The sequence below is a fragment of the Bartonella sp. HY328 genome, from assembly GCF_025449335.1.
Classification (GTDB): domain Bacteria; phylum Pseudomonadota; class Alphaproteobacteria; order Rhizobiales; family Rhizobiaceae; genus HY038.
This window is the reverse complement of record NZ_CP104883.1, coordinates 939,432-958,331: the sequence shown is the minus strand read 5'-3', so window position 1 is coordinate 958,331 and position 18,900 is coordinate 939,432. Positions and strand designations below refer to the sequence as shown.

Genomic DNA, 18,900 nt, shown 5'->3' with positions numbered 1-18,900 from the left:
CTAAAACAGACTAATGCAGTATAGAGAGTAAAAAATGATCGCAAATGTCCTAAGTATTGCAGGCACTGACCCAAGCGGTGGCGCAGGCCTTCATGCAGATTTGAAAACATTTTCAGCTCTTGGTAGCTATGGCATGGCGGCCGTCACCGCAGTCGTTGCCCAAAATACACGCGGCGTTAAATCTTTCGTTGCTCTAGAGCCGCAATTTGTGGCCGATCAAATTGATGCGGTTTTTGAAGATATTAATGTTGACGCGGTAAAAATTGGAATGATTGCCAATATAAAAATTGGCGAAGCTATTATGGATCGCTTAAATTATCACAAGGCTAAAAATATTGTTTTAGATCCGGTTATGGTGTCTAAAAGCGGCGATTTGTTAATGAATGGCGATGCAGTTGATTTTATCCGTGAAGTCATGGTGCCCAAAGCAACCATTATAACCCCCAACTTGCTTGAAGGCGGAGTTCTTTTGTCGATAAAGCCTGATTGGAGCGTTGAAAAAATGCAAGAAGTTGCCCCTGCTTTGATGGAGCTTGGTGCCGGCGCTGTGCTACTTAAAGGCGGCGCGTTGAAAGGCGCGAAGGCGAGCGATCTATTGTGCCTTGGTAATGAGACGATTTGGCTGGAAAAAAATCGCGTGGAAACTAAAAATGACCATGGCACCGGCTGTACAATATCGGCAGCAATAGCAGCTTTACTACCAACCTATTCGCTTAAAGATGCAGTATTTACCGCAAAAGACTATTTAACCCAAGCGCTCATCATGTCAACACGCTTAACGGTTGGCAAAGGCCATGGACCTGTCCACCATTTCCATAATATATGGAGCGAATAAGTAATTTCATGTTCATGCGACTAGGTTCAAGCCCTATTCAGTTAAAGAAACGAAGAACCTTGAAAATATTCATATTTTTAAGGTTCTTTGATGAAGCTACAAAACTTAATTAATTATACCTCCCACTTTCTGCTTTCCTCCTTGTATATTTTTTATTGAGCTTATTTCTTTAGATTAATAGCATTTGCAGCTAAAAAATAAAAAAACAAAGCACCCACCAATCTTTAATCAGCTGCTTTCATAAGGAAGCTGCATTTTGAGTTTTGACAATGTGTTAAGCTACTTTGTGCTCATCAAATAACTCAAACATCTAACCTATCCAAGAGTTAGACCGAAATGAATCTACGTTCAGCCTGTTCCTATAAACAGCGTTCTCATTTTGGCAAGGTTGCATTTCATATTTCTGCAATGATGATTGTATATTTAATATACGTAATGCTTAATACTTGACCATTATCAAAAAATTTCACTTTATTCTTAAAAGTTAAGAAAAAAAAGCGAATTAACCTTAGCTTAGAATCACTCCACACTTCCAAAATCTCGCATTTTTATAACTTTTCATCGCTTTTATTGATAAAATTTTAGACAAGATGGAAATTTATCGCAGAGGCTAATTTTGAAATAGATTAAAAAAGTCAAGTATTTAAGAATATCTATATGCAACCATAGCAAGAAATTTTCAATAATTTTAATTTATTGTTTGCCGCCTAATAAAAATTAGTTTAAACTTAAGGTTGTATTAGTTACACTTAAAAGTAGTATGCAACCAATTAGCTAAATCAGCGTTATATATATATCGGTACTATCAACGCCGATAGACCGCAGAATTCCCTAATGTTTGATAAGTTTATAAGAGGCTAACATGCAACAAATTGTTACTAGGGATAAACCAACCGCAAGATTTCGGCCGGGGAAAGGTTATGCAACCATAAGTAGAGACCTTGTCCAATGGGCAGTTAATGCGCCTTATCTTGAAAGAGATCATGAACAAGCATTAGCTGCAAAGTGGAAGGCCTCGCAAGATACTCAGGCCCTACACGATATCGGCTCTGCCCATATGCGTCTTGTAATTGCTACCGCCAATAAATTTAAACGTTTTAATTTACCGATGGCAGACTTAGTACAAGAAGGATATATCGGTCTTTTGGAGGCGGCGACACGTTTTGATCCTGAGCGCGAGGTGCGTTTCTCGACCTATGCAAGTTGGTGGATCCGCGCTTCCATTCAAGATTATATCCTCAAAAATTGGTCGATTGTGCGCGGTGGCACTAGTTCGGCGCAAAAAGCATTATTTTTCAACTTACGCCGTTTGCGTAACCAGCTTAGTGTCGAAGAGGCGCATTTGACCACCGATGAGGTTTATAAAAAACTATCGACCCATTTTGGCGTATCGGTTGGTGATGTTGCGACTATGGATATTCGCCTTTCCGCATCAGACAATTCGTTAAATGCGAATATTGGCAATGACGACGATAGTACTGCAACCAAAATGGATCAACTGGTTGATTTATCGCCGTTACAAGATATGGTGGTTGCTGATGAAATTGATAATGATCGACGCAGCAAATGGCTAAAAGAAGCTATGAACAGCCTTAATGAGCGTGAATTGCTGATTATCAAAATGCGCCGCTTAAAAGAACAAGCTGCAACGCTTGAATATTTGGGCGAGCATCTTGGCATATCTAAGGAGCGCGTGCGCCAAATTGAAAGCCGCGCTATGGAAAAACTCCGTGCAGCCTTATTGAAGCAGCATGAAGAAGAAATATTTACAACTTGCTAGTTATAGGCTTTTAAATTGGGTAGACGTACGAGACTTGTGGGGCCGTTTTTTTTCGTTAAGCATAAAAATAATAAACAAAGCCCTGCAATAAAGAAATGGCTCTAAATTTTTAACAAGTAAAATACATATATCAGTTGGATTAAATGGCAGCTACAAAAAGCTTGCCATTTTTATTTTATCTATGCAAATAATATTGCTATTTATTTGCGCAAGGTAATATTCTATAAATATTACTGATAGCAAAAACTATAATGACGATTACCCATGCGGCCATAATTTACCTTCTGCCTTTAATATATTGATATCATGCTATATTTTAATTCACAAAATATTTTATAATCGTTAGCTTTAAAAAAGACTGTATCCGATTTGCTATTAGGGCAGACTGCAGCTAACAAAAAGGCAATATATTACCCGTCTTTACACATCTTGAAAGCTGTGCATAGTAATTTACCATAGCAAGCGGTAAAAAGGGCTTTAGGTATTTTGAGTTGAAACGGGGACATCTGCCACTCTTGTTTTTAAAAAAGCCATAAAAGTGACAATAAAAAATGTCAAACTGCAAGCCATTGGCCAAAAAATAGTGGCCAGATTAGATAGGTAAACAGTGCCATAGGCCTAAAAGGGGCAATCCCGCAAGAGAACATGGATTATAGTGATGTTGCAAAAAATGTATTATGCAAGTTTGGGGTTAATTTTGAGCTTTTTCCTAACCTTTAATGCCCATGCACAAACGGCAAGCAGTCTGCCTGAAAACATTGGCGAGGATCAAGCGACTGACCTTGACCCATCTCTTATTCCCAATAGTCCATTTCGCATCATCGGTTTTGGTGATAGCCTTATGGCCGGCTATGAACTTCCACAAGACCAATCTTTTACCGCAGTTTTAGAAAAAAAACTGCATAGTCAAGGCTATGATGTGATTGTAGATAATGCCGGAGTATCTGGAGATACAACAAACGCGGGTCTTGCGCGGCTTGATTGGTCAGTTCCTGAAGATGCAAAGCTGGTTATTTTGGAACTAGGGGCTAATGATATGCTACGCGGCATTGAACCTGAGGTAACAGAGCAGAACCTAGATGCAATGCTTGAGCGCCTTCAAAACAGAAAAATTCCTGTGCTCCTTGCCGGCATGATGACCGCACCTAATATGGGAGCAGAAAATGCAGAGAAATTTAACGCCATTTACCCAAAACTTGCGGAAAAATATAACATTACCCTTTATCCATTTTTTCTTGATGGCGTAGCCGGGCAACGCCAATACCAACTCAGTGATGGCATGCACCCTAATAAGGAAGGTGTTGAAATCATGGTCGAGCGGTTTTTGCCATTAATGAAAGCGGAACTAAAAAGGCTTGGCGTTGAACCAAACAATACGGATGAATAATTTGATGCTAACCTGAAGGGGTAAAACCCAATTGAGCTGCTTGGCCGTTGCAAAAGCTAACTTCCTACACAACAACTAAGGAATTTCCATGGATTTTATATTTAGCGCGCTCGCAACGCGGTCCAAGTCGAAAAAGACATCACCATCTAAAAACAGTATCAATCGGTTTAGCCTTTTAATCACCATCATTGTTTTGGCCGCAAATTTTTGTACATCAATCAATCAAATTTCAGCACAAGAAATGAGCTCTAAAATGCCATCCAATGATCATAAAACATATCCAACAATAGATCTTATGCGCAATTGGGCAGGCATGCAACTCCAATATCTATCGCAAGCTGCGCAACAAGAACTTCCATTGGACGCGTTAAATGCAAATCCCGATAAGCTTAATACGCAGTTGAATCACAATGAACAGGATGAAGCCCATGAAATTGCGGCGGTAGCATTTGAATGGCTTAATAAGCGAAGCCCACAAGAAAAAACAGTTGTTTGGTTACTTTACTTACAGAGAAACCTTACCGGTGCACAAGAAGATGGTGGGGAACTTCATGGCTTTTTCTTTCTATGGAATGGATATTTCGCACCAGAAATCAGCAAGGCTTTGCATGATGCGGGATTAAAGCAGCGCGCTGAAATTTTTGATCGAGCTATGGCATTAATGGGAAATCCTTACCCACGCAGCAGTGAAATTCGGGAACAATCTTTTGCCTGGAGCCAACCTAACATAGTAGTCAATGAGGTGATATCCATCCCTCATGATCTAAATTCTTTTGACAAAAAGCTTATATCTATTGGTGCCGAGTTCAATAAGGTTGGAAATTTTGATGATGAAATCACCAATTATTTAAACTCTGTGCCGCAATTGGTAGTTTTACAAAAGGAATTGGCTGCGAAAATAAGCGATGAGCAACGGCTTATGACACTGATTAGGCTAATATTTACTGATTATGCTAATGACCCAAAACGCGATATTAATAATTTCAACGAGCCATATCGCGAAATCTTTTTATTGAATTATTTGATGATGGAAATGGAAAATGGTTCATTGCATCAATATTTTTATAATTCCAGCGGTGACAATGCCCCCGAAACTCTTGAAGTATTAAAAAAATATAAGCTTGAAGAAGATGCGGAAATTTTCGCGCAAGCTCTCGCCATGTTCAAATCCCCTTACCCTAAAGATCGCATGACACGGTCTAAAGAATATTTTTCGAAAGCGGAGTGGACGCAATGGGATGACGACTTGGGAACTTTTGAATTAGACACTGATACAATCATCGACACCATGATGAAAATTGCACAAGATAATGATCTTTTACCTCAATAGAAGGGAAATTAGAGGGGGACTAATGAAATTAATTTATAGATTGATGATTGGACTAGCCCTCGTGGTTATGAACGCAGGAGTGACCATGGCAGAAAATCAAATGGCAACGCAGATAAAATCCCAAATAAAAGCTTCTGGTCTTGAGGAAGAAATTTGGAATGTTATAGGCCTTGGAATTATCAGTGACGATCATAACTATCAAATGTATGAGATATTATCACCGAGCTAACACTATTTGTTTGCCGAAGATGGAGGGGGAGGTCTATTTTATGTACTCGGTGATGGCCGAATATTTTACCTAAGCAGTGAGGCTGAACTCATTATTTGCGGCCGCAATTTTAAAGAATTTATATCAATCACTACATCCATCTCCCATTGGCAAGATGCGCTGAGATTTATTCCGATGAAAGATCCTAAAGAAGCTGCAAGCGCATGGCAACGATTTGAAGAAACCTTTCAAGGCGTCTATAGTCAGGTAGATACAGAAAGCAATAATTTTTATGAAAAGGAACGGCAACAAATAAGAACGTATTTTGAAGTACCTTATATGGAAGAACCTTTTTTGGCTCTATATAATGTTGCACGTACAGCCAGGGCCGATGTCAAAGTGGCTTTTGAAGGTGAAGATGTACCACTCTTTCACAATCAAAAAGACTATCCACCCGCCTATTTAATTCCTTAAAAATCCTTTGCTAGTATAACGACAACCATTATATAGATATGAATTAAGCAAGAAACGCAATAAAAAACGCTAAATGGCACACTTGCCATTTAGCGTTTTAATTAAATTATCAGGAACCAAAAACCTAGTTGTCGCCCATTTTAAGCGCTTGGATAAAGGCTTCCTGTGGAATTTCCACCTTACCAAATTGGCGCATGCGCTTTTTACCTTCTTTTTGCTTATCAAGCAATTTACGCTTACGGCTAACGTCACCGCCATAACATTTGGCTGTCACATCTTTACGCAAAGCGCGAATGGTTTCACGGGCAATAATCTTACCACCAATTGCCGCTTGGATCGGAATTTGGAACATATGTTGCGGAATGAGGTCTTTTAGCTTTTCACACATGACACGGCCGCGCTTTTCAGCGGCAGTGCGGTGCACCAACATTGACAGCGCGTCCACTGGCTCGGCATTGACCAAAATTGACATTTTAACAAGGTCGCCCTCTCGATAATCAGTAATTTGATAATCGAATGAAGCATAGCCCTTGGAAATAGACTTCAAGCGGTCGTAAAAATCAAAAACCACTTCATTTAATGGCAAATCATAAGTGACCATAGCACGAGTGCCAACATAGGATAGATCAACCTGAATACCACGACGATCTTGGCAAAGCTTTAAAATAGCGCCCAAATATTCATCTGGCGTTAAAATCGTTGCTTTAATCCACGGCTCTTCAATCGAGGTAATCTTGATAATATCGGGCATATCAGCAGGATTGTGCAATTCCTTCTGGCTACCATCTAACATATTCATGCGGTAAACAACCGATGGCGCTGTGGCAATAAGATCAAGATTAAACTCACGCTCCAAACGCTCTTGAATAATTTCAAGATGGAGCAGCCCCAAGAAACCACAACGGAAACCAAAACCAAGCGCGGCAGATGTTTCCATTTCAAAGGAGAAGCTAGCATCATTAAGGCGTAATTTACCCATTGCGCCGCGCAAATCTTCAAAATCGGCCGCATCAACAGGGAATAGACCACAGAAAACAACAGGTTGCGCAGGTTTAAAGCCCGGCAGTGCATCTTCGCAAGGGCGGCGATCTTCAGTAATGGTATCGCCAACGCGCGTATCAGCAACTTCCTTGATGGACGCAGTGATAAAGCCGATTTCACCCGGCCCCAATTCATCCATTGCCAACATTTTTGGGGTAAACACGCCCACACGCTCAACCGGATATTTTGCGCCAGTATCCATCATACGGATGGTTTGGCCTTTTTTCAAAACACCATCAATAACCCGCACAAGCACAATAACGCCAAGATAGGCATCATACCAGCTGTCAACCAACATGGCTTTTAGCGGCTTGGTTGCATCACCTTCCCGTGGGGGCGGTAATCTTGTTGCAATTGCTTCCAAAACATCGGCAATGCCAAGACCCGTTTTAGCAGAAATTTCCACCGCATCACTGGCATCAATGCCAATCACTTCTTCGATCTGCTCTTTAACGCGCTCTGGTTCAGCTGCGGGCAAATCAATCTTATTTAAAACAACGACCAATTCATGGTTATTATCAATGGCCTGATAAACATTAGCAAGGGTTTGCGCTTCCACGCCTTGCGAAGCATCAACTACCAAAAGCGAGCCTTCACAAGCCGATAATGAGCGCGATACCTCATAGGCAAAGTCAACGTGACCGGGCGTATCAATGAGATTGAAAACATAGTCTTCACCATTTTTGGCCTTATAATGCAAACGCACGGTTTGCGCCTTAATGGTAATGCCACGCTCGCGCTCGATATCCATAGAATCAAGCACCTGATCCTTCATCTCGCGCGTATCCAGACCGCCAGTCAATTGAATGAGGCGGTCGGCCAATGTTGATTTGCCGTGGTCGATATGCGCCACGATGGAAAAATTTCGAATATGGTCAAGTTTTGTCGTCATAGAAGCGATTTAGCAGGTGTTAACAATAAAGGCAAAGGCCTTCTTAGCAAGTTGGGCATAGATTTGCAGCTTTTCACAGCTTGCTTGCTAAAATTATTAATATTTGCAAGAAAATGAACAGTGCAAAAGTAAAAAGAAAAAATTTTTGATAATTTGTGCTGCTACGTTCTTCTGCTTCAAGTGATAGCAAGCTAATAAGTCACGCTTACTTCCACTTGAGTTTTATAACATGTTTTATTAACTATAAGATCACAATTCACGCAGCCAACGCGATGGTTTTTGCCCCAAAATACGCCATGTGCCAATAAGACCAAAACCAACACTTAGCACCAAGGCAGCAACCAAAACCATAAGCCCTGTTTGCGGCAATAGTACTGCATCAAGATCCATACGAAAACGTGCCATAGCAAGCCCTGCCGCACTGCCTGCAATAAAGGCAAAAACCGCGCTGACAACGCCTAAAATTATATATTCATATAAAAAGGCACGAATAAGCACTTTGCGAGTTGCGCCAAGAGTTTTTAGCACCACCGCATCATGGGTTCGGCTACGGTTACCGGCGGATAGCGCGCCTGCTAACACAAGAATGGCGGCAAGCAAAGCAATAGAGGCAGAGGCCCGCACACCAAGACCAATTTGATCAATAAGCTCTCGTGCATTGGTGATAATATCTTGCACTGATAAAATTGTCACCGAGGGAAAATCTTTACCAATAGCGCGCATTAATGCCACATCTTCAAGCTTACCATCGCCTTTTTTAAGCGTTCCCATCCAAATATGCGGCGCACCACGAAAACTATTGGGCGAAAAAATCATGACGAAATTCATATTCATTGAATCCCAATGCACTTCTCGCAGGCTGGTAATTTTAGCCGATATTTGCCGCCCTAAGGCGTTAACGGTTATCATGTCACCAAGCTTTAAGCCAAGTGCTTTTGCTTCATCATTTGACATTGATACTTGCGGCGGACCATCATAATTTTGCGGCCACCATGTGCCTTCTTTTAGTACGGTCGATTCTGGTACATTATCTGAATATGTAATATTACGATCACCGCGCAGCACCCAACGGCCATTTTCAGCAACATTGGCATCCTTTGCCTCGACATTATTAAGCGCGGTGATACGCGCCCGCAAAGTGGGCATAAGCCGTAATTCACCCTTGGGGTCATTTTGAGCGATTAAGGTACGAAATGCGGGCTCTCCATCGCTTGGAATATCAAGGAAGAAAAATGCTGGCGCATTGATCGGCACTGTTTCGCCAAGTTGCCGGCGTAAATTACCGTCAATAGTGGCAATGGCAACAAGCAAAGTCAGCCCAAGCCCAAGCGCAAGCACAATGGCACTGGTTAAGGAACCGGGGCGATAAATATTGCCAATAGCAAGGCGCAAAGCTGGCGCACGAACATGGGAAACCTTTTTGGCAAGATATTGAATGATCATCGCCAATAGCCGCAAAATAATGAAAACACCAATAACGGCAATGATGAAAATAGCCGCCATACGCCGATCATAAGCGGTGAAAACCGCCATGAAAGCAATAGAGCCAAAAATCAATGCGACAATAACAAGATAAAGCCGCGCAATTTTAACCTTGCCAGAAAAGCCCATGGCGCGAAAAAGGGTAGTGACCGGAATTTCACGCGCGCGTGCCAAAGGCATTAACGCAAAACCAAGCGTGGTTAGCAAGGCAAAAGCCGCACCATTTAACAGGCTAAGATAGGAAATTGACCAACCACCGGCCAAAGGAAAATACGAATTTAATATTTGCCCAACAATAGGCGGAATAATCAGCGCAAAAACAAGACCAATTGCAATACCGATAAAGCTCAACAACACGATTTGGATTAAATAAAGCCAAATAACAAAATTACCGGAAGCACCGAGCGATTTTAGCGTGGCAATCACACCAAATTTGGTTTCAAGATAGGCACGCACCGCATTGGCCACCCCAACGCCACCAACCACCAAGGCCATTAAGCCAACGAGGGTTAAAAATTGCGAAAACCGTTCAATATTACTGGTTAAAGCTGGCGTTGCATTGTCGCTATTGCGGATAATCCATAAATTATCGGGAAATTGCTTTTTGGCCGCTTCATCAAATTTGGCAACCTCAGATAATTTAGCGGCAGGAACAGCTATTTTATAGGTATAAGTAAAAAGGCTGCCCGGCTGTAAAAGACCGGTTTGCTTCATTGCCTCTTCTGACAAAAACACCCGAAGCCCTAATTGAAAGCCTTCTGACAACAGATCAGGTTCATTTTCCACCAAACCTCTGATTTCAAAATCTGTATTGCCAAGGGTAAGCTTATCGCCAATATTCAAATCAAGGCGCTGCGCTAAAAGCGGCGCAACAACAACACCATAAGTGCCATTGATATTTTTGACTTCATCATAAAGATTATTGGAAAATTTGCCATCATTAAGCTTAACTTTGACACCGCCATAAAGCGGATATTTATCATCAACCGCGCGGGCTTCAGCCAGTAGCTGGGTTTGGTCACTGCTGCGCCGTGCCATGGTGCGCATCCAAAGGCTAGAAGACACATTACCCATACTTTCAAGATAGCTTAATTCTTGTGGGCTTGCTTCTTTTTGCGTCATCGAAACGCGCAAATCGCCGCCAAGCAATATTTTACCTTGGGTGGCAAATTCATGGCGAATCATATCAGTAATACCGCCAACACCGCCGATTGCCGCAACACCAAGAGCAATACAACTAAGAAAAATATAAAAGCCGCGTAAGCCTCCGCGCATTTCACGTAAAGCGAACTTAAAAGCCAGTTTAAAACTCGCGACTTTCGATAAATTATTAACGGCTTTAGAGGCACCCGTCATGCTATGATCTTGCTTCATACTGCATGGCCCACTTCAATTTCACCATTGCGCACATGGATTTGGCGAGCGCAGCGAGCTGCCAACTGATTGTCATGGGTAACAAGGACCATAGTGGTGGCATTTTCATGCGCACGCTGAAATAAAAGATCGGCAATATCCTGCCCTGTCGCGCTATCAAGGTTACCTGTTGGCTCATCAGCAATAATAATTTTTGGTCTTGGCGCTAAAGCTCTTGCTATAGCAACCCGTTGTTGTTCGCCGCCTGATAGGGTGGCAGGATAATGGTTTAAGCGATGGCCAAGGCCAACCGCCTCTAATTCTTGCCGCGCGCGATTAAAGGCATTTTTATCACCAGCAAGTTCCAAAGGCACTGCGGTATTTTCAAGCGCCGTCATATTGGGGATAAGATGAAAAGATTGAAAAACAATACCAATATTGCGGCCACGAAAAAGCGCCGCTTCATCTTCATTGAGCTTTGAAATATCGCAATCACTAATTAAAACCTGGCCACTGTCCACCTTTTCTAGGCCGGCAAGCACCATTAATAATGTAGATTTTCCAGAACCTGATGGCCCAACAATGCCAATAACCTCGCCTTTATCAATATTAAGTGACATTTTTTTGAGCACATGAACTTTTGACGCCCCCTCACCCAAAGTTAAATCAACATTTTTTAAAGCCACCAATAAATCTGCCACAAAGGCCTCCACTTATAAAACTATATGTTGTTACTTTTAAGGAAAAATAAGCCGAGTTTATGGTTAAGCTTGAAAATTCTTAAAAATAAAATTGGTAAATGGAAATAGCTCTAATAACAAAACATATTTGATTATAGTTTTGCTGGCGATAGTTTGTGAAAAAGTAAAAAAAATTAAATTAACGACTTGTTTGTAAAGATGTAAATAGCCATAATAATGTTAAGGCATGCTGGAGTTCCGCCAGCGGCGCCTGGGCGTTTATTAAAAAACTTCCTCTTTTGAAAATTATAGTGGATATTTTATTTTTGTACGCTTTAATTTTAGAGAAGTAAAAAAGCTTTTAAATGTAGATGGTTGAAGAATGTAAATATTCATCACAAAATTGGCATTTTTTAGCACTAATATTTTCTAAAGCTTAAACGACCGACACCCGACGGAACGCACGCAAAGGATTTTTTTATGGCAGACTATAATAATATGCGCACAACTACAATTACGCGCGGAGATGCATCAATAGATCAGGGTTTGCGCAGCTATATGCTTGGCGTTTATAACCTGATGATGTTTGGCCTTGCAATTACGGGCATTCTTGCATTAAGTGTTGCCTATTTTGCAGCCACCAATTACCAATTCAAATTATTTTTACAACAATATAGCTTTATTCTAGTGATCATACCATTTGGCGTTGCTATGTTTTTGCAATTTGGCATTAATCGTTTATCAACATTTACAGCTCAGGCATTATTTATTGCCTATGCTGCATTGTTGGGTGCATCACTAGCACCTATTTTTCTAGTATATGAAATTGGAAGTATTGCACGGACATTCTTCATAACTGCGACATCATTTGGTGGTTTGTCACTTTATGGTTATACCACTAAACGTGATCTTAGCCCACTAAGAACATTTTTGGTGATCGGCCTTATTGGTTTGATCATTGCGTCACTTGTTACTTTTTTTGTTGAATCATCGGCTTTGGATTTTGTAATTTCTGTAGCGGGCGTGTTGATTTTTGCGGGTCTTACCGCGTATGATACACAAATGATCAAAGAAGCCTATTATGAAGGTGATCATGATGAAACACGCGGCAGAAAAATCGTCATAGGCGCATTGCACCTCTATCTCGATTTCGTCAATCTGTTCTTGTTCCTATTGCGTTTCCTTGGTAACCGCGACTAATATAAAAAAGCTATTTTTGGCATAAAGGAAAGCCCCGTTTTATTAAACGGGGCTTTTTATTTTTCAGTTTCACATCATAAATTTTAATCACCAAACTCAAATATCTCACTTAAGAATGATTTTTTACGGTTTTTCTTACCATCATGATAGCGGTCGTCATAACGATCTTTTTCATTATAGCGATCTTTTTCACTATAACGCCTGTCCCCATGTCTATCATCACGCGCACGCTCATCGCGATAGGAATCATGATGCGAACTTGCGGCTCTTGGCGGCTCATAAGACGTATCAGCCCGCCGATCACTCACATCCCGCTGGTTCATTTCCTGCGAGCCACGCTCTAAAATTTTATCCAATTCGCCACGATCAAGCCAAATACCACGACATTTTGGGCAGTAATCAATTTCGATACCACTGCGCTCACTCATGACCAGAGTTTCACCATCAATAGGACATTGCATTTTATCTTCTCCAATTTACCAATCTTCTATGTGGATATGGAGAAGGGCAATTAAAAGAGAACAAAACTAAATTACTGCAAATTGTGTAATGATATTGCAAAGCATTTTGCATAAAACTGAAATATTTGTGGCAATGGGCAAAATTTGCTATTTCACCCATCGCGATAAATTTTCAAGCGAAAATTTTAAGTTTTTAAAATTCATATTTTATTTTTGCGCCACCGCCACCACCTTGACGCTGGCCAACAAAGCCTTGACCATTGACATTAATGCTAAGCGCATCATTATCAGCAATTGGATGGAACAAGAAACCGGCTTCAAAAATACCAGTTGAGCCTTTTAATGACGGCTCTGCCAGACTTAAGCCATAGGCATTGGCGCTAATTGCACCATCAAACTCATATTCATATGCCGCGCTAACATAAGGTTTAAATTGCTGGCTATAAGCATAGCTATAGCGCCCACCGACTTGCATGCGCGAGCTGTTGCTTTTATCGAAATGCAATTGGTCCTTGCCGATATTGACTGTATCGCCATCCATATGCATCCACAAATAGCGACCATAAACATCTAATGCTTGCTTTTCATCAAAGTTGAAAACATAGGCAACAGCCGCATGGCCACCATAATAGGATACCTTGCTATCATAGATACCGCGATAACCTTCACCATCAATTAAATCATTGCTACCATCAAACTTATTGCGGGTTTTGCCGCCTCTTATCGAGGCTTCAACATAAAGGCCGTCGACCTGATCTGCTGCAAGGCTTGCAACGTGGCCAAGACCGGTACCACCGAACTCCATACGGCCAAAAATACCTCCACCTTTATAATTTACATCACCATCAGCATGAACTGAACCATAAGTGGCAAAATTATTATAGGTATCATAAGTACCGTGACCATATTCAAAAAATGAACCAAGGGTTACTTTATGATTTCCCTTGGTTTCAAAGCCAGTGGCAAGACCAACCGCCATATTGAAACCATCAATATCAACATGGCTACCAGTTTTATAACGCTGGGTTGAACCATTAGCGATCATGAATGGAATAAAATGGGGTCGATAAATCTCATCTTCATTAGCACGAACCATGATACGAATATTGTCAATGCCAGCAGTTGCAATCAAATCATTGGCTTGATTAAGGAAGGCAAGGCCAGCAATACGCCCTTCTGAAAATGCTTTACTGCGTGGATTAATATAGCCTGCAGGTTTTTCAGGTTTAACCGATGTTCCATCGGTATCTCCACCGCCATTATCGGCTTCATTACCATCTGTGCCTCCAGTATCGGTTTCATGACCATCCGTGCCGTCTGTATCCGTTTCCTCACCATCGGTTTTACCATTCACTTTTAGCACAAATCTATTGTCGTCAGTCACTTTAACGCTAACGTCATAAATAATAAATTGGCCTTGAGTTACTTGGGTTGGCGTTGCTGCTGGATTGCCAACAGCCCTATCAATCATGGTGATTTCATCACCCTCATTTAGACGATTGCCATCATTAATCATTGCAACGCTATGATTGGTATTGTCCAAATTGACAGCATCATTGTCGGTAATATGGATAAGTACATCATTATTGACGACAGAGCTTGGCAATAGCCAATTATAATTTTCAAAATTATAAATACCACTGACACCACCGCGATATTGATTAAGATTAAGCGTGTTACCGGCAACAACGCGGTCAAACTCATTATTGACCTCACCGCTACTTGTTATGCTATAACCACCATATAAGGATCCGAGAATATTTAGCTGATCACCATTAAGGGTCACTGTATTATTGGTGACATGGCCTGCATCAGCTCCATTAATTGCATAGCCGCCATATAAAGAGCCATCAATAGTTGTAAGGCCTGATAATTCTATAGTATTACTAGCAATTGTAACATCAATGGACGAGCCATAATTGCGAAGCGATCCGCCAATAACATCCCCACCAACATGACTATCAACAATTGACACGGCGTTGCTTAAAATATTGTTGTCGCTCGCCATGCTTGTTTCGATAAGACCGCCAACAACTTCTAAGCCAATATCACTCCCCGATATGACCACCATATTATTTTGAGCAAAATTTTCAATTTTTTGCTCTTCCATGCCGCTACCGCCCGTAGCAAAACCACCATAAACTCTGGTAATTGAAGAACTATTGCTTATTTGAACTTTATTATCATTGGCTTGAAGGCTCTCGCCACCAAAAGCATAGCCACCATAGATTTCAGAATTTGAACGCAAAATGCTATTAGAAACATTAACTTGGTTACCGTTGACCAAGGCCGAACCATATCTAATGTAGCCTCTACCGCCATAAATTGACGCAATACCCGTGACACCATCAACATCGACGCGGTTATCAAAAACCTGCCCTAAGGACGGACTATAACCATTTAACTCAGCATTACCGCCCTGAACTTGTGAAGCACTTCCACCGCTTATGGAGACGGAATTGGCGTTCACAATAAGACTAACCCCTTCAACATTGCTAAACACATTGCCGCCATTTACCTGAGTGACATCACTATTTAAAATCGTCACGCTATTGTGCAGCGCTGATGACGATCCGTAAACATTACTATAAGCACCATTGATACTGCCATCTACACGGCTATTAACAATATTGACCTTATTTCCTTGTAGGCTAAAAATTTCATCAGCCGATAACATGCCCGAACTTTGAATATAGGCACCAGAAACTTGACCTTTAACATAACTATTTGTAATTTCGACAATATTATCATTTAATATATTGCTAATATTAGGCGCATTATTGTAAACAAAGGCACCATGCACATCTCCTGCAATCGAACTATTTCCCGATATTGTGACGCGGTTTGCGCTAATATTTCTTGAAATATCACCGTTATAACCGTTCATTAATCCGCCATATACCGAGCCTGTTACCGAACTATTATTGTCAATAACAACACTATTATTCGTTATGCCTTCTGAATCTTCGCTATAGCCACCATAGACATTATTGCTAATTTTAGCATTTGAAAGATTAACTTGGTTATTTTGGACCATCCCCAAATTGCTAAAACCACCGTAAACGATTATCGCCGAACCGCCAGTCATGGTAATTTTATTATTAGAAATTAAAGTTCCTTGATCGGAATAACCACCATAGACGGCAATATTACCCGAAAAACCATCACCTAAGCCATTTGAATCATTTATAAGAATAGAATTATCTGATTGATCTGCACTATCATTAGGTCCAACCCTCTTTTGAGCCACCCCTAGCGTGTCATCTTGTAATTGATCAAACTCGCTGGTTGTACCATCATATGTAATTATATTTGCAAATGCCTCCATACCAGAAAAAGGGTCAAGAAAAGCTGAGCAAAGCATAGTTGCGCATAATAAACGAGTGATTGAATTTTTCATTACAAGATAGCCCAATGGTTTCAAATAAATTTTAGAAAATTGAAATAATATTTTTAATAAATTTCATATTAATAAGTTAAAATTTTTAAATATCATAAAATAAATGCATTCTAAAATAAATATGTAAATCTGTTTTTTTATAAATTATAGATACATTTTTCTTTAAACACTTATATAAGGTTTGAGTTTATGAATTAGCTTTTCATTTTAGCAAAACGAACAAATTTTGCTAAATTGTTATTGACTAAACTGATTAGTCTAATATCTCATTACCTCTTAAATAGCTATTTTGCTTAACATATTTAGGGTTTATTACCCTTAGCTTTTACAGCAAATTTATCTAACGAGATCTAAACGATTTGGATATTTACACCCGAACATTACTTATCCGTTAGACAGCGACTATATCTTGTTCTTGTATAAACATATTCTCATTTACTGTCTACAAATAGCAATAATAATCAATCTGATACCATCAATCTATTTAAACTATCCAATTATCGCCGTAAATCGCTGTATTAAAACGCAACAAATTACAAATATGTAAGCTATTTCGTAAAATTTAAGATTCTTTTACGCAAAAATATTACAGCCACGTAGTTCAATGAAGCCTTCACCCAACAGCACGCGCCATAATGCAAAAAGCACTATTTAGCATTTCATAGAAATGCAAAATAGTGCTTTTTAATATCAATAATCATCAATATAAGATCGACCGAGATCGGCGACTTTACCACTTAAAAGCGGTCGCAATTAGCCATTTTATAGAGATTAATTTGCTCGCACTTGGTAATCTTTTATAGCTGCAAAGCGAATGGCTTTCCACCGTTCTGCTTCATAATTGAGAGAAAAGACATTTTGTGCCAAAAATACAGGATCATTATCAAGATCATGAGCAATATCGGCGCGATGAGCTGCAACAAATTTATCCAGCTCTTCTTGACTATCTGCACTAATCCAACGACAAATTGTAAAGCGTGCCACTTCAAAACCAACAGGTAATGAATATTCAACCTTTAGACGTTCGGTCAAAACATCAATCTGCAAAGCGCCGACCACGCCAACAATCGCTGGCGTGCCATCATCAGGCGTAAAGAGCTGTACAACCCCTTCCTCAGCCATTTGCTGCAAGGCTTCGCGCAATTTTTTGGCTTTCATCGCATCGCCAAGACGCACGCGCCGCAAAATTTCTGGTGCAAAATTAGGTACGCCCCTAAAGAGCAAATCCTCGCCTTCGGTCAACGTGTCGCCAATACGCAGCGTACCATGGTTAGGAATGCCAACCACGTCGCCAGCAAAGGCTTCATCGGCAATTTGGCGTGAACGTGCAAAGAAGAATTGCGGCGTTGAAAGGGTCATTGGTTTGCCAGTACGCACCAATTTTGCTTTCATACCGCGCGATAAAGTGCCAGAACAAACACGCAAAAAAGCAATGCGGTCGCGATGGTTAGGATCCATATTGGCTTGAATTTTAAACACAAAGCCAGTCATTTTAGGTTCAACTGCATGAACAGTTCTTGTATCGGCCACTTGGTCACGCGGCTGCGGACCAAAGTCCACCAGCGCATCGATCAAATCACGCACACCATAATTGCGCAGTGCCGAGCCAAAATAAACCGGCGTCATATGGCCTTCACTGAAAGATTGTAAATCAAAACGCTTACAAGCATCACGCGCGAGAACCACACCGTCCACAAACATATCACGCTCATTTTCGGGCAGTAATAAAGATGCTTCTTCCGGCCCGCTTACAGGTCTTGGCGTTTCTTCCTCATCCTTTTGGCGTACGCTATTTTCATGCAAGGAAAAGCTACCAGCAAAATTTTTACCAGCACCAATTGGCCAAGTAACTGGCGCGGTATCAAGGGCTAATTTTTCTTCAATCTCGTCCAAAATTTCCAAAGGATCACGTGCTTCACGATCCATTTTGTTAACAAAAGTAACAATTGGAATATTGCGCATACGGCAAACTTCAAACAATTTTAATGTTCGAGGCTCAATACCGCGCGCGCCATCAAGCACCATAACCGCACTATCTACCGCCGTTAAGGTGCGATAAGTATCATCGGCAAAGTCTTCATGGCCTGGCGTATCAAGAAGATTGAAAATACAATCCTTATATTCAAAGGTCATCACTGAAGTTACAACCGAAATACCGCGATCACGCTCGATATTCATCCAATCAGAGCGGGTTTGGATACGGTCTTTTTTAGCCTTGACTTCACCAGCAAGCTGAATGGCACCACCAAACAGCAAGAGCTTTTCAGTAAGCGTTGTTTTACCAGCATCGGGGTGGGCGATAATCGCAAAAGTCCGGCGCCGTTTGACCTCGCTGGCTTCACTCATCAAATTCTCCTAAAATCTATTTTGCGCGCTT

General features: G+C 40.9%; 13 protein-coding genes. 7 read left to right on the top strand and 6 right to left on the bottom strand.

Annotation, left to right across the window (positions count from 1 at the left end):
* The first annotated feature begins 34 nt into the window (after nucleotides 1–34).
* From thiD to N5852_RS03930, 6 genes are all read left to right on the top strand, one after another.
* The gene (gene thiD, locus N5852_RS03955) at nucleotides 35–835 is read left to right on the top strand and encodes a bifunctional hydroxymethylpyrimidine kinase/phosphomethylpyrimidine kinase (protein WP_262099122.1); all 801 of its coding nucleotides are present in this window, start codon (nucleotides 35–37) and stop codon (nucleotides 833–835) included.
* A gap of 862 nt (nucleotides 836–1,697) precedes the next feature.
* Nucleotides 1,698–2,615 carry an RNA polymerase factor sigma-32 gene (locus N5852_RS03950; RefSeq protein WP_262099121.1) on the top strand — a complete coding sequence of 306 codons (918 nt, stop codon included), beginning with the start codon at nucleotides 1,698–1,700 and terminating at the stop codon, nucleotides 2,613–2,615.
* A 670-nt stretch (nucleotides 2,616–3,285) separates the two neighbouring features.
* Nucleotides 3,286–4,002 carry an arylesterase gene (locus tag N5852_RS03945; RefSeq protein ID WP_410004245.1) on the top strand — a complete coding sequence of 239 codons (717 nt, stop codon included), beginning with the start codon at nucleotides 3,286–3,288 and terminating at the stop codon, nucleotides 4,000–4,002.
* An 88-nt stretch (nucleotides 4,003–4,090) separates the two neighbouring features.
* Nucleotides 4,091–5,332: a DMP19 family protein gene (locus tag N5852_RS03940; RefSeq protein ID WP_262099120.1), complete on the top strand. Its 1,242-nt coding sequence runs from the start codon at nucleotides 4,091–4,093 to the stop codon at nucleotides 5,330–5,332.
* Between the two features lie 22 nt (nucleotides 5,333–5,354).
* On the top strand, nucleotides 5,355–5,561 hold the full coding sequence (locus N5852_RS03935) for a hypothetical protein (RefSeq protein WP_262099119.1): 207 nt from the start codon (nucleotides 5,355–5,357) through the stop codon (nucleotides 5,559–5,561).
* 6 nt (nucleotides 5,562–5,567) lie between these two features.
* Complete coding sequence (locus N5852_RS03930; RefSeq protein ID WP_262099118.1) at nucleotides 5,568–6,014, top strand: hypothetical protein; 447 nt, start codon at nucleotides 5,568–5,570, stop codon at nucleotides 6,012–6,014.
* A 124-nt stretch (nucleotides 6,015–6,138) separates the two neighbouring features.
* Here the strand turns inward: N5852_RS03930 and lepA are convergent, their stop codons facing one another.
* The 3 genes from lepA to N5852_RS03915 all read right to left on the bottom strand — a co-directional run bounded on the left by lepA (nucleotide 6,139) and on the right by N5852_RS03915 (nucleotide 11,483).
* Nucleotides 6,139–7,947: a translation elongation factor 4 gene (lepA, locus tag N5852_RS03925; RefSeq protein WP_262099117.1), complete on the bottom strand. Its 1,809-nt coding sequence runs from the start codon at nucleotides 7,945–7,947 to the stop codon at nucleotides 6,139–6,141.
* A 249-nt stretch (nucleotides 7,948–8,196) separates the two neighbouring features.
* Nucleotides 8,197–10,803: an ABC transporter permease gene (locus N5852_RS03920; RefSeq protein WP_262099116.1), complete on the bottom strand. Its 2,607-nt coding sequence runs from the start codon at nucleotides 10,801–10,803 to the stop codon at nucleotides 8,197–8,199.
* Nucleotides 10,800–11,483 (bottom strand): ABC transporter ATP-binding protein, encoded by a 684-nt coding sequence (locus N5852_RS03915; RefSeq protein WP_262099114.1) that lies wholly within the window; start codon nucleotides 11,481–11,483, stop codon nucleotides 10,800–10,802. The genes N5852_RS03920 and N5852_RS03915 overlap by 4 nt, the downstream gene beginning before the upstream one ends.
* 459 nt (nucleotides 11,484–11,942) lie before the next feature.
* Between N5852_RS03915 and N5852_RS03910 the strand changes: the two genes are divergently transcribed.
* Entirely contained in the window at nucleotides 11,943–12,662 is a 720-nt protein-coding gene (locus N5852_RS03910) for a Bax inhibitor-1/YccA family protein (protein ID WP_262099113.1), read from the top strand.
* Nucleotides 12,663–12,745: 83 nt separating this feature from the next.
* Here N5852_RS03910 and N5852_RS03905 read toward each other — a convergent pair whose 3' ends face one another.
* The 3 genes from N5852_RS03905 to N5852_RS03895 form a co-directional block, all read right to left on the bottom strand.
* On the bottom strand, nucleotides 12,746–13,123 hold the full coding sequence (locus N5852_RS03905; protein WP_182418659.1) for a TFIIB-type zinc ribbon-containing protein: 378 nt from the start codon (nucleotides 13,121–13,123) through the stop codon (nucleotides 12,746–12,748).
* Nucleotides 13,124–13,316: 193 nt separating this feature from the next.
* Nucleotides 13,317–16,523: an autotransporter outer membrane beta-barrel domain-containing protein gene (locus tag N5852_RS03900; protein ID WP_262099112.1), complete on the bottom strand. Its 3,207-nt coding sequence runs from the start codon at nucleotides 16,521–16,523 to the stop codon at nucleotides 13,317–13,319.
* Nucleotides 16,524–17,294: 771 nt separating this feature from the next.
* A complete protein-coding gene (locus N5852_RS03895) occupies nucleotides 17,295–18,869 on the bottom strand; it encodes a peptide chain release factor 3 (protein ID WP_262099111.1) in 1,575 nt (524 codons plus the stop codon).
* Between the last annotated feature and the right edge of the window lie 31 nt (nucleotides 18,870–18,900).

Excerpts from the sequence above, each read along its gene's own strand:
- N5852_RS03945 (WP_410004245.1), top strand. The coding sequence starts at position 3,286 with ATGTATTATGCAAGTTTGGGGTTAATTTTGAGCTTTTTCCTAACCTTT.
- N5852_RS03940 (WP_262099120.1), top strand. The coding sequence starts at position 4,091 with ATGGATTTTATATTTAGCGCGCTCGCAACGCGGTCCAAGTCGAAAAAG.
- N5852_RS03895 (WP_262099111.1), bottom strand. The coding sequence starts at position 18,869 with ATGAGTGAAGCCAGCGAGGTCAAACGGCGCCGGACTTTTGCGATTATC.
- N5852_RS03900 (WP_262099112.1), bottom strand. The coding sequence starts at position 16,523 with ATGAAAAATTCAATCACTCGTTTATTATGCGCAACTATGCTTTGCTCA.
- N5852_RS03935 (WP_262099119.1), top strand. The coding sequence starts at position 5,355 with ATGAAATTAATTTATAGATTGATGATTGGACTAGCCCTCGTGGTTATG.
- N5852_RS03950 (WP_262099121.1), top strand. The coding sequence starts at position 1,698 with ATGCAACAAATTGTTACTAGGGATAAACCAACCGCAAGATTTCGGCCG.
- N5852_RS03920 (WP_262099116.1), bottom strand. The coding sequence starts at position 10,803 with ATGAAGCAAGATCATAGCATGACGGGTGCCTCTAAAGCCGTTAATAAT.
- N5852_RS03910 (WP_262099113.1), top strand. The coding sequence starts at position 11,943 with ATGGCAGACTATAATAATATGCGCACAACTACAATTACGCGCGGAGAT.
- thiD (WP_262099122.1), top strand. The coding sequence starts at position 35 with ATGATCGCAAATGTCCTAAGTATTGCAGGCACTGACCCAAGCGGTGGC.
- lepA (WP_262099117.1), bottom strand. The coding sequence starts at position 7,947 with ATGACGACAAAACTTGACCATATTCGAAATTTTTCCATCGTGGCGCAT.
- N5852_RS03905 (WP_182418659.1), bottom strand. The coding sequence starts at position 13,123 with ATGCAATGTCCTATTGATGGTGAAACTCTGGTCATGAGTGAGCGCAGT.